Below are 13,846 nucleotides of genomic sequence, written 5' to 3'. Positions count from 1 at the left end.
TGTATAAATTTGCCTTTTAACATACTTTAACATTATATATCAAAATCTTCGATTTGACAAGAAAATACGAACATTTTATGATTTTTCTCATCATAGCGCGTAAAAATCCGTAAAAACGAAAATTTGACACCAAAAAACCTATTAAAAATTGCCGATATATGTCGTAAATTTTAATAGGTTTAATTTTCTGTAATTTTCCCATTGTGAATGTATATCAATTTCGCATCTGGAAAAGAGGTCATTAAATTTTTGTCGATATCTGTCGTCGTGATAAAAAGCTGATTTTCCTTCAATGTCTTAATCAGATATTTTTGTCTTTCAATATCTAGCTCACTCATCACATCATCCAGCAAAAGGATTGCATCTTCTTCCGTCTCTTCTTTGATCAAATTCAATTCAGCCAGTTTTAATGCAAGGGCACAGGTTCGCTGCTGCCCTTGAGAACCGAAACTTCTCATGTTGATGCCGTTGACATAAAAAGAAATGTCATCTTTATGAGGCCCTTTTGTTGTCGTTCTCTGTCTTAAGTCATTTTTAAAAGATTTTTTTATCTCGTCATAGAAATAACCCTCTTGTTCCTCTATATCATCTTTTAAATCGATGTTGGGATTATACTCTAAAAAAAGACTTTCCTTTTCGTTGGTGATGCTGCTGTGTATCTTTCCGCTATAACCGCTAATTTTCCGTACAAACTGATCTCTAATCGTTATAATCCTTGCCCCATATTGCGCGAGCTGCACGTCCCATAAATCCAAAATACTGTTGTCAATGGCTTCTTCTTTTAGATAGGTATTCCTCTGCGCCAAAGTTTTCTTATAATTGCTGAGGCTGTCGTAATAGAGCGGCTGTATCTGACATAACTCCCTATCAATAAACTTTCTTCGCTTCTCCGGCTCGTCCTTTACAATTTTTAAGTCCTCCGGTGAAAAGATGACGATTAAAATGTTTTCTAAAAGCTCCGAAGTCTTCTTTATCGTCGTACCGTCTTTCTTAATAGATTTCTTTGAATCCTTCTTTATGGTGATCTCCACGGAGGTATCAAAATAGGCTTTTTCCGCATTGACTTTAATTCGAGCCATCTCTTTTTGAAAATTGACTAAATCGCTGTCTTTATTTGTACGAAAAGATCGACCAATCGATGTGAGGTAGATACCTTCCAGCAGATTGGTCTTTCCTTGTGCATTGTTTCCCAGTATTAAGTTGACATTCTGATTAAAATCAGTTTTCAGTATGTCATAATTTCTAAAATTTGTCAGTTCAATGTCTTTGATAAACATATTAATTATTAGTGATTCTGACTGGCAGGATCAGATATTCAAAAGAATCTCCGCTGATCGGTTCTACAAGACACGGCGTAATGCTGGTATTGAATAACATGTAGATTTCTTCATCATCGATGGATTTCAACACATCTAAGACATATTTTGCATTAAATCCGATGTCCAAATCGTCGCCTTCCTTATTGATAAGGACTTCTTCTCTTACATTACCTTCTTCAGATTTTGAAGTAATGGTGACAATGGTGTCCTTGATGGCAAATTTAATGAGATTATTCTTTCCTTCTTTTGAAAGCAGGGAAGCTCTCTCAATACTTTCCATCAAATCACTTCTGCTTACTTTTACTTTTATCTTATTATCCTTCGGTAAGACATCCTTATATTTAATGAATTCGCCGTCGAGAAGTCTCAAAACGACTTTGACATTACCGATAATGAAAATAGCTTTCTTGTCATTTAATAGAAGTTTTACATTTTCCTCTTCCTCTGAAGCTTCGCTTAAGATTTTGCTGATTTCATTCATAATCTTGGCTGATATAATGACATTTTTTTCTTCCAGATTTACCATCGCTTCTCTAGTGATGGCCATTCTGTAGCCGTCAATAGCAACCATATTGATTTCGTCGTTTAATAATTCAATTAAAATACCTGTGATAACACCCTTTGACTCATCTACACTGGCTGCAAAAGAGGTCTTTCTAATCATCTCTTTGAGGATCGTCTTGTCGAAAGTAATGTAATCTGGGTTTTCTTCTATATTTTTAATGCTAGGGAACTCATCAGCTGATAGACCGATGATACTGAATTCCGAATTCATACATTTGATGACGACGTTTGTATCAATAAGTTCGATAGATACTGTAGCGTTTGGAAGCTTTCTTATGATATCGCCAAACAGTTTAGACTGTACAACAATGCTTCCGCTGACACCCGCTTCTATTTCTACGGTTTCTTCTATAGTAATATCAAGGTCTGATGCTGACATTTTTAATTTGCCGTCTTCTGATACTTCTAAAAGGATTCCTTTCAAAATAGGAATGGTTGTTCTTGATGTTACTGCTTTTGAAACTATATTTAACGCTTTCGTTAATAATTGTTGGTTGCATTCAAATCTCATTTTTAACCTCCAAAATGCCATCTTTTTCTTATAAGAATTTAGTAGTAATAGTAGTAGGGGCTGTTGAATCTGTGGATAACTTTCAGACCCTTTGCAATTACGTCAAAACTTAATGTTCGTTTTATGTGGATAACTTTCGATTTTTATTCAGAAATTTCCTTCTTTAGGTTTTCTATTACCTCTTTAACTGAATCGTTGTTATGTATCTCAGCCTGAATCTTTTCACAGGCATGCATGACCGTCGTATAATGTCTGCCTCCAAAGAGGTTTCCTATCTTAGGAAGAGAATAATCTGTCATGTCTCTGCAGAGAAACATGGCGACCTGGCGAGGAAATGCAATACTGTTGGTTCGTTTAGAACTTTCCATATCAGAAACCTTGATGTTAAAGTACCTGCTGACGATGGTCTTAATTTTTTCAGGGGTAGCCGAAGTACCGCTGTTTTGAATGATGTCTTTCAAAATTCTCTTTGCGAAGACTTTATCAATCTTTTCGTCCATCAAGGTTGAAAAGCTGACGATTCTGTTAAAAGCGCCTTCCAGTTCTCTGATGTTGTCCTTGATTTTTTCAGCAATCAGACAGATTACCTCGTATAAATCGTCATCGATTTCAATATTGGCGTTTTCCGCTTTTTTCATCAAAATTGCGACTCGTGTTTCGTAATCCGCCGGCTGCAGGTCTGCAATCAGATTCCACATAAATCTGGATCTCAGTCGTTCCTCCAATTTTACTAACTTATTGGGCGCTCTGTCACTGGAGATGACAATCTGTTTATTGAGATCGTACAGAGAGTTAAAGGTATGGAAGAACTCTTCCTGCATGGTATCTTTTCCTTCGAGAAATTGTATATCGTCAATCAATAGAACGTCGACTTTTCTATATTTGTTTTTAAACTCCCTCGTCTTATTCTCTCCCAGAGCTTTAATGAATTCATTGGTAAACATCTCAGATGAAACGTATAAAACGTTGAGATTTTCATTATTTTCTAATAGATAAATACCGATTGCATTCATCAGATGGGTTTTTCCCAGCCCAGAACCGCCGTAAATAAAGAGGGGATTATACGCTTCGGAAGGAGACTCGGCGACAGCAAGAGATGCTGCGTGTGCATATTTATTGCTGTTACCGACGACAAAGTTGTCAAAAGTATATCTGGGATTAAAAATCTTTTGCTTGCGGAGTTTTGGATCCATTAAAACCGGCTGATTTGTTTCTGCTTCCTCTTCCTTTACCTGCTCGTAGTCTTCGCTGTTTTTGATGACGACACGATAGTCTTCTCCTGTTACAGTTTTAAAGCTGGACTCTATCAACTGCAAATACCTGTCTTTTAGGACTTTTATGATGAAGTCTTCCTCAGATTCTAAGTAGGCAATCTTTACATTATTATCTATGCTATTAATTTTAATCGGTTTAAACCAGGTATTATAACTAATTGAGGTCGTATTTTCTTCAATTATTTTTAAAACTTGGTTCCAAATCTCTTGAATGTTCTTCATACTTCACCTTCATCTTTTTGTTATAACAATTCTAATCACATTGTACATAATAAGTTATCCATATACAAGTGTTAATTTAAAAGGCTGAAAAATAAATTTTCCTCAGAGTTATCCATACAATGTGGATAACTTTGTGCATATCTTCCTTCAAAGCCTTTTTGTCCTAAATAAAAAACAAAAAAAGACAAAAATGTTGACAAGCAAAGTCTTTAAAAGTATAATGGTAAGACATGTGTGCATAGATTGAAATTTAGATTATGCGGCAAATTTACATTGAGGAGGTAAAAGATAATGAAACAGACTTATCAGCCAAAGAAAAGACAGAGAATGAAAGAGCATGGCTTTAGAAAAAGAATGAGCAGCAAAAATGGCAGAAACGTTCTTAAGAGAAGAAGAACTAAGGGCAGAAAAAGATTATCTGCTTAATTTGCGATGCTTAGGAAAAACGTACTAAGGCGAAAAAAAGATTTTACTGCTATCTATAATAGGGGTAAATCAATAGGTGATAGATATGTTGTTCTGTTTTTCAGAAAGAATAATCTTCCCTATAACAGAATGGCTTTTTTAGCGAGCAAAAAAGTCGGCAATAGTGTCAAACGGAATAGAGCAAGAAGATTGATGAAAGAGAGTTACAGACTTACTGAGATGAAACTTCCAGAAGGCTATGATTTTATTTTTATTGCCAGAAATACTATTGCTAATGCTAAGTGCGCAGAGGTCAAAAAATCTCTGCAGTCCGCGCTTAGAAGAACCGGGGTAACGAAGAAATAATGAAATATATCAGTAAATTCTTTAAGAATATAATGATTTTCCTGATTAAGGTTTATCAACGCTGTATTTCACCCCTATTTCCACCTACCTGTAGGTTTTATCCTACCTGCTCCACTTACTTTATTCAGGCTCTGCAAAAGTATGGAGTATTTAAAGGTAGTTACTTAGGAATAAAACGAATTTTGAAGTGTCACCCAGGAAACCCTGGCGGTTATGATCCTTTGAAATGACGGAGGAAAATGAATGTTTGGAATAATAGCTAAACCTTTGGGTTGGCTGCTGACTCAGCTGTACAGTATAGTTGGAAACTACGGTATCACGCTGGTAATCGTAACTGTAATTGTAAAGTTTGCTTTATATCCAGTTTATAAAAAGCAAATATTATCTACAGCCGGCATGTCTGATATGCAGCCGAGGATGCAGGAACTTCAAAGAAAATACGCAAACGATAAAGAAAAGCTTAACGAAAAGATGGCCGAATTGTATAAGGAAGAAGGATTTAACCCGATGGGAGGATGTCTGCCGATGATCGTGCAGATGATCGTTATCATGGGTTTATTTGCCTTGCTGAGAAACCCTATGGTATATGTGTCTTCTGACGAGATGTATTTTGCAATTCATGAAGGTTTTTTATGGATTCAGGATCTCAGTCAGCCAGACTTATGGATTTTACCTATCTTGGCTGGAGTAGCAACATTCTTCTCTTTCTGGCTGAATCAACAGACGAATCCAAATCCACAGACTGGAAACTTCATGATGAAGGCGATGCAATATTTCTTCCCGATCATGATCGTGTGGCTTGCAAGAACTTATCCATCTGGTCTGGCAATTTATTGGTTTATAAGCCAGTTCATGCAGATTTTCTTTAATTTGCGTTTCAATCAAATCAGAAAAGCTCTGAAAGCGAAGGATAAACCAGCGAAAAAGAAGAAAAAGTAAGAGCTATTGGAGGAAAAATTAATATGGATGTTTCTGAAAAATGGGGAACCGATGTGGATACCGCTGTAAATCTTGCATTGGCTGAACTGAAGTTAACGATAGATGAAGTTGATGTTACAGTTCTCGAAGAACCATCAAGAGGATTTTTCGGAATTGGATCAAAATTGGCCTTAGTCAGAGTTGAGAAGAAGAAACCAGTTGAAAAGGTAAAGGCAGAAGAAGTAAAAGAAAAGGTCAAGACAAAACCGGAACCTGTGAAGGCACAGAAAAAGGAAAAGATAGATAAACCAGAGAAAAAGCCTGAACCGGAACCTAAAAAATCTGCTGCACCAGCTGTTGTCCCTGCAGCAGAAACTGCAGATCTGTCTGCAGTCAAAGACCATTCGGCCCTTGTATTCCTAAAGGAAGTAACGGAGCAGATGGGACTGGATATCGATATTTCGGCTAAAGCAAATGACGACAACGTATTTGTTAACATCCAGGGTAAAGATTCCGGCACTATTATCGGTAAAAGAGGACAGACTTTGGATGCGATTCAGTATCTGACAAGTCTTGTAGTAAACAAAGATCAGGAAAACTACATAAGAGTCGTTGTAGATGCTGAGAATTATAGATCAAAGAGAGAAAAGACTCTTGAAAAATTAGCAAACAGGCTTGCTGATAAAGTTGTAAAAACAAAGAGAAGCGTAAGGCTTGAACCGATGAATCCTTATGAACGTAAGGTGATTCATGCAACTCTTCAGAACAATCCCCGCGTAACGACAAGAAGCGAGGGACAGGATCCGTATAGAAGGGTAATCATAGAGCTGAAGTAAAAAACGAGTGCATGTGCCCGCAATATTTGCGGGCTTATTTTCATTCTGGTTAGCAGGAGAATTATTATGGAAGATACAATTGCTGCAATTGCAACCCCTCCAGGAGAGGGTGGCATTGGAATTATTAGAATCAGCGGAGAGAATGCAAAGAAGATTTTAGATACAGTCTTTGCGCCAGCTAATTCAACTATAGTTGAGAATCGAAAGATGTCATATGGGACGATTGTAGATCCGTTTTCTCAAAAGGTCATAGATGAAGTACTCTCTGTTTATATGAAGGGTCCGAAGACTTACACCGTTGAAGATGTAGTTGAAATCAATTGTCATGGAGGCATGGTACCACTTCGCAGAACGCTGGAATTGGTGCTGAAACACGGCGCCAGAATGGCTGAACCAGGAGAATTTACGAAGCGGGCATTTTTAAATGGACGTTTGGATTTGTCACAAGCGGAGGCAGTAATCGATGTGATTAAAGCAAAGACGGACAAGACTTTTGATGTTGCGCTGAATCAATTAGAGGGCATTTTTTCTAAGAAAATAAAAGAAATTAGAAAACAATTAGTGGATGTTTTGGTAAATATCACTGTAAATATAGATTATCCTGATGAGGATATCGAAGAAATCACATATGATAAATTAGAACAAGATTTGAGGTTGGTGAGAAAAGCTGTTGCAGGACTGATCGAGAGTGCAGATACGGGCCGTATTTTGCAGGAAGGATTAAATGTCGCAATTATCGGCAAACCAAATGTAGGAAAATCTTCTCTGATGAACAATCTGCTCAACGAGGCGAGAGCCATCGTTACAGAGATACCGGGAACGACGAGAGATACAATTGAGGAACATCTCAGCATAAAAGGAATACCCGTAAGATTGACTGATACTGCGGGTATCAGAGAGACAGACGACCTCATAGAAAAGATGGGAATTGAAAAGTCAAAAGAGTCTTTTAACCATGCAGATCTGGTTATTTTCATCATAGATTCGAGTAGAGAATTGAGTCAAGAAGATTTGGAAATTATAGAACATATTGAGCGGCAGAAAGCCATCATCGTGTTAAATAAGATCGATTTAAAACAGGTCGTTTTTTGTGAACAGATTGCTGAGATGCTGCCAAAGGCGGTCATTATTGAAACTTCAATGGAAAAACAACAGGGTATTGATTTGATTGAAGATAAGATTGTGGATATGGTCTATGGCGGAAAAGTCAGTCAGAGTGACAGTGTCATGGTCACCAATGTGAGGCATAAGAACCTTTTAATGTCGGCAGAAAAATCAGTTGATGACGCTATAGAGATGACAAAAAAGAAAGAAGCTTTGGAGTTTATTGAAATTGACGTGAACAGCAGTTATGAGGCGCTGGGTGAGATCATCGGAGAAACAGTGCAGGATGATATTATAAACGAAGTCTTTGCGAGATTTTGTTTAGGAAAATAGGGTTGGTAAGAACTATGGAAAAAATACTGATGGGAAAATATGATGTCATTGTAGTCGGCGCTGGTCACGCCGGCTGTGAGGCTGCACTTGCCGCTGCTCGTCTGGGTAATCGAACCTTACTGTTTTCCATCAATTTAGAGGCAATTGCAATGATGCCCTGTAATCCATCCATTGGAGGGACCGGTAAAGGTCACTTGGTGAGAGAAATTGATGCTCTCGGCGGAGAGATGGGAAAGAATATTGATAAGACCTTTATTCAGAGCAGGATGCTCAATACGGCAAAGGGTCCGGCTGTACATTCGCTGCGGGCGCAAGCGGATAAAGACAAATATCATTTAGAGATGAAGAAGACCATAGAGAAACAGCCAAATTTAGATATGAAGCAGGCGGAAGTCGTCGAACTTTTAGTGGAAGAAGGACAGGTATGTGGGATTGTAACGAAAAACCATACTCTTTACAGAGCAAAGGCAGTCATTCTCGCCACAGGAACATTTCTGAGAGGTAAAATTTTTATAGGCGACAGTTGTTATTCCAGCGGGCCAAATGGATTAGCGCCGTCTGTTGATTTAGCAGAAAACCTAAAGACCCACGGCATGAAACTGAGAAGATTTAAGACGGGGACACCGGCTAGAGCATTGGCCTCTTCTTTTGATTACGCAAAGATGACGGAACAAAAGGGTGATGCGGAAATTGTTCCTTTCTCTTTTATGAATGATTATTTGGAGAAAGAACAAATTTCATGTTGGTTGACTTATACAAATGAAGACACACATACTGTTATTAGAAATAACTTTCATAGGTCTGCATTATTTGGAGGACAGATAGAAGGCATAGGCCCTAGATATTGTCCATCTATAGAAGACAAAGTTAATAGATTCGCAGATAAGAAGAGACATCAAACATTTATCGAACCAGAAGGACTAGATACTGAGGAAATGTATATACAAGGTATGTCATCAAGTTTGCCTGAAGATGTGCAAGAACAGTTTTATCATACTATACCTGGTTTAGAAAATATAATTATAACGAGACCTGCATATGCGATAGAATATGATTGTATTGATCCTTTAGATTTAAAACCTAATTTAGAAAGTAGATATATTCGTAATTTGTTTTGTGCAGGGCAATTTAATGGTAGTTCTGGATATGAAGAAGCTGCAGCCCAGGGATTAATGGCAGGAATTAACGCTGCACTGTTAATAAATGGAAAAGAACCCTTTGTGTTGGACAGAAGCGAGGCTTATATTGGTGTTCTCATCGACGATTTAGTGACAAAAGGTACTAATGAACCTTACAGAATTATGACCAGCAGAGCGGAATATAGACTGGTTCTGAGGCAAGACAATGCAGATTTGCGTCTGACGGAAAAATCTTACAGGTTGGGTTTGGCAACGGAAGAGCGTTATCAGAGATATGTACAGAAAAAACAGATTGTTGAGAAAGAAAGAATCAGAATGGAGGAAACCTTCGTCAGCCCTAAAGATGCAAAGGCGTATTTAGAGAAGATTGGCAGTTCACCGATTCAAAATAAAGCGTCTTTAGCTGAGCTTTTAAAAAGACCAGAAGTGACCTATGATAATCTCATTCAGATAGATCAAAACAGACCCCAGCTTTCGTCTCACGAAAAAAATCAATTGGAAGTACAGATTAAATACGAAGGTTATATAACAAAGCAGATGCATCAGATAGAGAGATTTAAAAAGTTAGAAAATAAAACTCTAAATGAAGCTATGGACTACGAATCAATTGAAGGTCTGAGGATTGAGGCAGCACAAAAGTTAAATCAAATAAAGCCTAGATCAGTTGGACAGGCATCGAGAATTTCCGGTGTATCCCCGGCGGATATTAATGTATTGTTAGTATATTTGGAAAAGATGAGAAGAAAGAAGTAAAATGAAAAAGTTAAAAGAAGCATTTGGCAAACTGCATATACCAGAAGATGAAGCTATTTTAGAACAGTATGAAAAATATATGGAAGGCATTCTGCTCTGGAATGAAAAGATAAATTTGACGGCAATCAAGGAGCGTGAAGACTTTATTATCAAACACTTTGTTGATTCTATTCTCTGCTGCAATTTTCCCGAATACGTCAATGCAGAATCGGTCATTGATATCGGAACAGGAGCGGGTTTTCCGGGAGTGCCTCTAGCGATCATAGGGCAGGACAAGGAATTTGTGTTAGCAGATTCTCTTCATAAACGGCTGAAGGTGATAGACGATTTGACGGCCTCTATAGGGCTGGATAACGTCACTACTGTTCATGGCAGAGCAGAGGAACTAGCTAGAAACAGAGATTATCGGGAAAAGTTTGATCTTTGTGTATCCAGAGCAGTGGCAAATATGAGTGTTTTAACTGAATACTGTCTGCCTTTTGTCAGAGTCGGAGGTTTTCTCCTGGCCTATAAGGGTCCAGATGCAGAAAAAGAGATGGGACAGGCGGAAAAGGCCATAAAGATATTAGGCGGTAAGCTACGCAGAATTGAAGCAGTAAATCTTGTTGATTTTGATCATAATATCATAGTAATTGAAAAAATAAAGGAAACACCTGCGAAATATCCTAGAAAAGCAGGAACTCCAGCGAAAGAGCCCATAAATTGAATATTTATGGGTTTTTTTGTAGGATTTTTTGTGTTCAATTACCCGGGAAAAGTGTTATTCTGTATTTAAGAAAAGGTGCAGGGGGGATTATATGTTACAAAGGAAAAGTATTGAGTTACCAATAGACTCAGTGTGTGCAAATCCAGATCAGCCTAGAAAGTTTTTTGCAGAAGAGGAGCTGATGGATTTAAAAAATTCTATTGCAGAATATGGTGTTTTACAGCCGATTATTGTCAAAAAAGATAAGAACGGATGCTATTTCCTGATTGCAGGAGAGAGAAGGCTGAGAGCTGCAAGGTTAGCCGGGCTGTCAAAGATTCCAGCTCTGATTAAGGATTTTGGAGATAAAGATGCTGCGCTAATAGCAGTGGTTGAAAATGTGCAGAGAGAAAATCTCAGTTTTATTGAAGAAGCTTACGCCTATAAGAGGTTAATTGATGACTTTGGTTTGACGCAAGGGGAGTTAGCATCAAAAATTGGCAAAAGGCAGTCGACCATATCAAATAAACTGCGGATTTTGACTTTACCGCCTGATATTCAAGAAAAACTGATAGAAGCAAAGTTGACAGAACGCCACGCGCGAGCGTTATTAAAAATTGAGGATGCAAACATTAGGGAAAAAGTGCTCCAAAGAGTCATTGCAAATAATCTCAATGTCAAACAGACAGAAAAGCTGGTTGAAGAATTTCTCAGCAGAGAAGAGGCAGAGGTTCGGAGGAGCCACAAAATCAATTACATAAGCTACAAGATATACATGAACACAATTAAAAAAGCCTTTGCTCAAATTCATGAAATGGAAGAAAATACCAAAATATTCGAAGAGGACAAAGGCGAATATATGGAAGTAAAAATTGTTATTCCTAAAAATAAAGGATGTTTCACGTGAAACATCCTTTATTTTTGTCAAAACTGTGGTAAAATGTGTCGTAATAATATATAATAAATTGTAGCAAAAAATTTAGCAGGAGGAAAAACATTGGGAAAGGCAATAGCAATATTCAATCAAAAGGGCGGAGTAGGAAAAACGACAACTAATATAAATTTAGGTGCTAGCCTGGCGATGAAGAATAAAAAAATATTAATGCTTGATATCGATCCCCAAGGTAATACGACTAGTGGTATAGGAATTTCAAAAAAAGATCTTCCTTACACGGTGTATGACTTGCTGATTGAGGATAATTTTGATACAAAAAAAGCAGTAATGCATACGGGAATAGATAATCTGGACATTATACCGGCAAGTGTAGACCTGGCTGGTGCGGAAATTGAAATGGTGGAGATAGAGGGCAGAGAAGCAAGATTGAGAAAATCCATACAGAAGGTAAAAGATGATTACGACTACATATTTATTGATTGTCCTCCTTCTTTGGGTTTATTGACTATTAATTCTCTGACCGCAGTGGAAAGCGTGCTCATACCGATTCAGTGTGAATTTTATGCGCTGGAAGGGGTAAGCCAGTTGGTCAGCACCATAGAATTGGTAAAGAAGAATTTAAATAAAGAACTTGAGATAGAAGGCGTCATACTGAGTATGTTTGACGGCAGAACGAACCTTTCTGTGCAAGTTGTACAAGAGGTGAAAAAATACTTTGGTTCAAAGGTGTATTCCACTGTTATCCCGAGAAATATTCGATTGGCAGAGGCGCCGAGTTTTGGTATGGCCATTACTGAGTACGATCCTAAATCAAAAGGTGCGGAGGCATATAAGGATTTTGCTGAGGAGTTTCTTGAATGGGAGGAAGATAAATAATGGCAGCGGCAAAAGCAAAGAACAGAGGGTTAGGCAGAGGCTTAGATGCTTTGTTCGCAGATCAAGCTCCAGTGGTGGAACCAGAAAAAGAAGTGATTGCGGAAAAACCGGTTGAAGGAAATTCTGTAATATATATCGATATCAATAATATCAAACCAAATGAAAATCAACCGCGAAAGGTGTTTGATGAAGAAAAGATTGCGGAGTTATCGGCATCTATCATCGAACACGGCATCATACAACCTTTAGTTGTTAGGAAAAACAGAGTAGGATATGAAATTGTCGCAGGGGAGCGAAGATGGCGCGCTGCGAGAAAGGCAGAACTAAAAGAAGTCCCTTGCTTGATCAGAGATTTTACTGATGAGGAAAATATGCTCATTGCTATTATTGAAAATATGCAGAGAGAAGACCTAAATCCTATCGAAGAGGCGGAAGGGCTGAATCAGATGATTAAAACCTACGGCTTAACACAGGAAGAGGTATCGAAAAGCGTCAGTAAAAGCAGACCATACATCACTAACGCCCTGCGGCTTCTAAAATTACCGAAGGAAATTCAGAACTTCGTTACAGAAGGTAAGATGACTACAGGTCATGCGCGAGCGTTGATTAACATTGAAGATAAAAAACTGCAGGCAGACCTTTGCCGAAAAATTATCGAAGAAGGTCTATCTGTTAGAAAAGTAGAAGAGTTGGCGGCGGCAGCAGGAAAGCCAAAAAAGAAAGCTGCAAAAAAAGCAAAAAGCCCCGATACCATACACGTTGAGAGTGAACTGAAGAACCTATATGGTACGAAAGTCTCAATCAATCAAAAAGGCAAGAAGGGAACGATTCAACTAGAATATTACAGTGTCGATGAACTGAACCGTTTGATCGAACTGTTGAAATCAGTGGAACTATAGAAGTTGTTTCACATGAAACATAAACAGATTATTTAATGCCTCTGCCAAGGGGCATTACTTGTCTCACGATATAGACAAGTATTATATGAGAAGTAAAAATGAAAAACACATATCATGACAGATTAGAAAAATTGATGCGGGAAGCAATAGAAGAACTACATAAAATTAATATTTTTCCCGCAGAAAGCATTACAGGCATTAAAGCCAACAGTAGGGCAAAACGCAGATTGGGCTGTTGTAAAAGAACAGTAAATCGGGGCGTTGAAAAGTTTGAAATAGAAATCTCGACGATACTAGAAGGTGAAACCGATCAAAGAATTAAAGAAATCATTCATCACGAGTTATTGCATACCTGCAAAGGCTGTCTCAATCATGGACAGAAATGGAAATCTCTCGCTGCCAGGGTAAACAATATTTATGGCTACCATATCAGGACGACGGCAGAAATACCGACACTTGACGATGGACGAGAGAAGCCATATAGATACGAAATAAGATGTACCAAATGCGGGAATACTGGGTATAGAATGAAAAAAAGCAGGGTCGTAAAAGAACCAGGAAACTACAGGTGTTCAAAATGCGGAGGACAGCTCTCCGTAAAAGAGAAAAGCTTTTGGAATTAGAGCGAAAATATGGTATACTATAGGAATAGACTGCACTGTATTATCACAAAAACTACACTTAAGTCTGCGGCTTTCGTGGTATATTATAAATGATTGCTATGAACAGCTGTTTAATTAAGAGGAA

Annotated in this window: 15 protein-coding genes; 12 read left to right on the top strand and 3 right to left on the bottom strand. The window is 38.0% G+C overall.

The window, feature by feature from the left end; genetic code table 11:
• Positions 1-179 precede the first annotated feature (179 nt).
• The 3 genes from recF to dnaA all read right to left on the bottom strand — a co-directional run bounded on the left by recF (position 180) and on the right by dnaA (position 3,890).
• A complete protein-coding gene (gene recF, locus BN6539_RS03090) occupies positions 180-1,277 on the bottom strand; it encodes a DNA replication/repair protein RecF (protein WP_067533752.1) in 1,098 nt (365 codons plus the stop codon).
• A 1-nt stretch (position 1,278) separates the two neighbouring features.
• Positions 1,279-2,394, bottom strand: coding sequence for a DNA polymerase III subunit beta (gene dnaN / locus BN6539_RS03085; RefSeq protein WP_067533749.1), 1,116 nt, complete (start codon positions 2,392-2,394; stop codon positions 1,279-1,281).
• 143 nt (positions 2,395-2,537) lie between these two features.
• A complete protein-coding gene (gene dnaA / locus BN6539_RS03080; protein WP_067533746.1) occupies positions 2,538-3,890 on the bottom strand; it encodes a chromosomal replication initiator protein DnaA in 1,353 nt (450 codons plus the stop codon).
• A gap of 291 nt (positions 3,891-4,181) precedes the next feature.
• Here dnaA and rpmH point away from each other — a divergent pair, with 291 nt between their 5' ends.
• The 12 genes from rpmH (at position 4,182) to BN6539_RS03025 (ending at position 13,722) form a co-directional block, all read left to right on the top strand.
• Positions 4,182-4,316: a 50S ribosomal protein L34 gene (gene rpmH / locus BN6539_RS03075; protein ID WP_067533743.1), complete on the top strand. Its 135-nt coding sequence runs from the start codon at positions 4,182-4,184 to the stop codon at positions 4,314-4,316.
• Positions 4,317-4,322: 6 nt separating this feature from the next.
• Positions 4,323-4,661, top strand: a complete 339-nt coding sequence (gene rnpA, locus BN6539_RS03070; RefSeq protein WP_067533738.1) for a ribonuclease P protein component — start codon at positions 4,323-4,325, stop codon at positions 4,659-4,661.
• On the top strand, positions 4,661-4,891 hold the full coding sequence (gene yidD, locus BN6539_RS21750) for a membrane protein insertion efficiency factor YidD (protein ID WP_074038057.1): 231 nt from the start codon (positions 4,661-4,663) through the stop codon (positions 4,889-4,891). The genes rnpA and yidD overlap by 1 nt, the downstream gene beginning before the upstream one ends.
• A 13-nt stretch (positions 4,892-4,904) precedes the next feature.
• On the top strand, positions 4,905-5,600 hold the full coding sequence (locus tag BN6539_RS03065) for a YidC/Oxa1 family membrane protein insertase (protein ID WP_067533735.1): 696 nt from the start codon (positions 4,905-4,907) through the stop codon (positions 5,598-5,600).
• A gap of 23 nt (positions 5,601-5,623) precedes the next feature.
• Positions 5,624-6,415, top strand: a complete 792-nt coding sequence (gene jag, locus BN6539_RS03060) for an RNA-binding cell elongation regulator Jag/EloR (RefSeq protein ID WP_067533733.1) — start codon at positions 5,624-5,626, stop codon at positions 6,413-6,415.
• A gap of 60 nt (positions 6,416-6,475) precedes the next feature.
• On the top strand, positions 6,476-7,852 hold the full coding sequence (mnmE, locus tag BN6539_RS03055) for a tRNA uridine-5-carboxymethylaminomethyl(34) synthesis GTPase MnmE (protein WP_067533730.1): 1,377 nt from the start codon (positions 6,476-6,478) through the stop codon (positions 7,850-7,852).
• A gap of 14 nt (positions 7,853-7,866) precedes the next feature.
• Positions 7,867-9,744: a tRNA uridine-5-carboxymethylaminomethyl(34) synthesis enzyme MnmG gene (mnmG, locus tag BN6539_RS03050; RefSeq protein WP_067538021.1), complete on the top strand. Its 1,878-nt coding sequence runs from the start codon at positions 7,867-7,869 to the stop codon at positions 9,742-9,744.
• A gap of 1 nt (position 9,745) precedes the next feature.
• Complete coding sequence (gene rsmG, locus BN6539_RS03045) at positions 9,746-10,450, top strand: 16S rRNA (guanine(527)-N(7))-methyltransferase RsmG (protein WP_067533727.1); 705 nt, start codon at positions 9,746-9,748, stop codon at positions 10,448-10,450.
• Between the two features lie 91 nt (positions 10,451-10,541).
• Positions 10,542-11,336 (top strand): ParB/RepB/Spo0J family partition protein, encoded by a 795-nt coding sequence (locus tag BN6539_RS03040; protein WP_067533724.1) that lies wholly within the window; start codon positions 10,542-10,544, stop codon positions 11,334-11,336.
• Positions 11,337-11,426: 90 nt separating this feature from the next.
• Positions 11,427-12,200: a ParA family protein gene (locus BN6539_RS03035; RefSeq protein WP_067533721.1), complete on the top strand. Its 774-nt coding sequence runs from the start codon at positions 11,427-11,429 to the stop codon at positions 12,198-12,200.
• On the top strand, positions 12,200-13,099 hold the full coding sequence (locus tag BN6539_RS03030) for a ParB/RepB/Spo0J family partition protein (RefSeq protein WP_067533718.1): 900 nt from the start codon (positions 12,200-12,202) through the stop codon (positions 13,097-13,099). The genes BN6539_RS03035 and BN6539_RS03030 overlap by 1 nt, the downstream gene beginning before the upstream one ends.
• Positions 13,100-13,197: 98 nt before the next feature.
• Positions 13,198-13,722: a SprT-like domain-containing protein gene (locus BN6539_RS03025; protein WP_067533715.1), complete on the top strand. Its 525-nt coding sequence runs from the start codon at positions 13,198-13,200 to the stop codon at positions 13,720-13,722.
• Positions 13,723-13,846 lie beyond the last annotated feature (124 nt).

It is taken from the genome of Emergencia timonensis, assembly GCF_900086585.1.
GTDB lineage: Bacteria > Bacillota > Clostridia > Peptostreptococcales > Anaerovoracaceae > Senimuribacter > Senimuribacter timonensis.
Note: the sequence above shows the minus strand (reverse complement) of the source record. Positions and strands in the feature narration are given on the sequence as shown.

Bases quoted from the DNA above. Each gene is read 5' to 3' on its own strand.
- BN6539_RS03030 (WP_067533718.1), top strand. From the start codon at position 12,200: ATGGCAGCGGCAAAAGCAAAGAACAGAGGGTTAGGCAGAGGCTTAGAT.
- BN6539_RS03065 (WP_067533735.1), top strand. From the start codon at position 4,905: ATGTTTGGAATAATAGCTAAACCTTTGGGTTGGCTGCTGACTCAGCTG.
- BN6539_RS03040 (WP_067533724.1), top strand. From the start codon at position 10,542: ATGTTACAAAGGAAAAGTATTGAGTTACCAATAGACTCAGTGTGTGCA.
- rpmH (WP_067533743.1), top strand. From the start codon at position 4,182: ATGAAACAGACTTATCAGCCAAAGAAAAGACAGAGAATGAAAGAGCAT.
- yidD (WP_074038057.1), top strand. From the start codon at position 4,661: ATGAAATATATCAGTAAATTCTTTAAGAATATAATGATTTTCCTGATT.
- BN6539_RS03025 (WP_067533715.1), top strand. From the start codon at position 13,198: ATGAAAAACACATATCATGACAGATTAGAAAAATTGATGCGGGAAGCA.
- rnpA (WP_067533738.1), top strand. From the start codon at position 4,323: ATGCTTAGGAAAAACGTACTAAGGCGAAAAAAAGATTTTACTGCTATC.
- recF (WP_067533752.1), bottom strand. From the start codon at position 1,277: ATGTTTATCAAAGACATTGAACTGACAAATTTTAGAAATTATGACATA.
- mnmG (WP_067538021.1), top strand. From the start codon at position 7,867: ATGGAAAAAATACTGATGGGAAAATATGATGTCATTGTAGTCGGCGCT.
- dnaN (WP_067533749.1), bottom strand. From the start codon at position 2,394: ATGAGATTTGAATGCAACCAACAATTATTAACGAAAGCGTTAAATATA.
- dnaA (WP_067533746.1), bottom strand. From the start codon at position 3,890: ATGAAGAACATTCAAGAGATTTGGAACCAAGTTTTAAAAATAATTGAA.
- jag (WP_067533733.1), top strand. From the start codon at position 5,624: ATGGATGTTTCTGAAAAATGGGGAACCGATGTGGATACCGCTGTAAAT.
- rsmG (WP_067533727.1), top strand. From the start codon at position 9,746: ATGAAAAAGTTAAAAGAAGCATTTGGCAAACTGCATATACCAGAAGAT.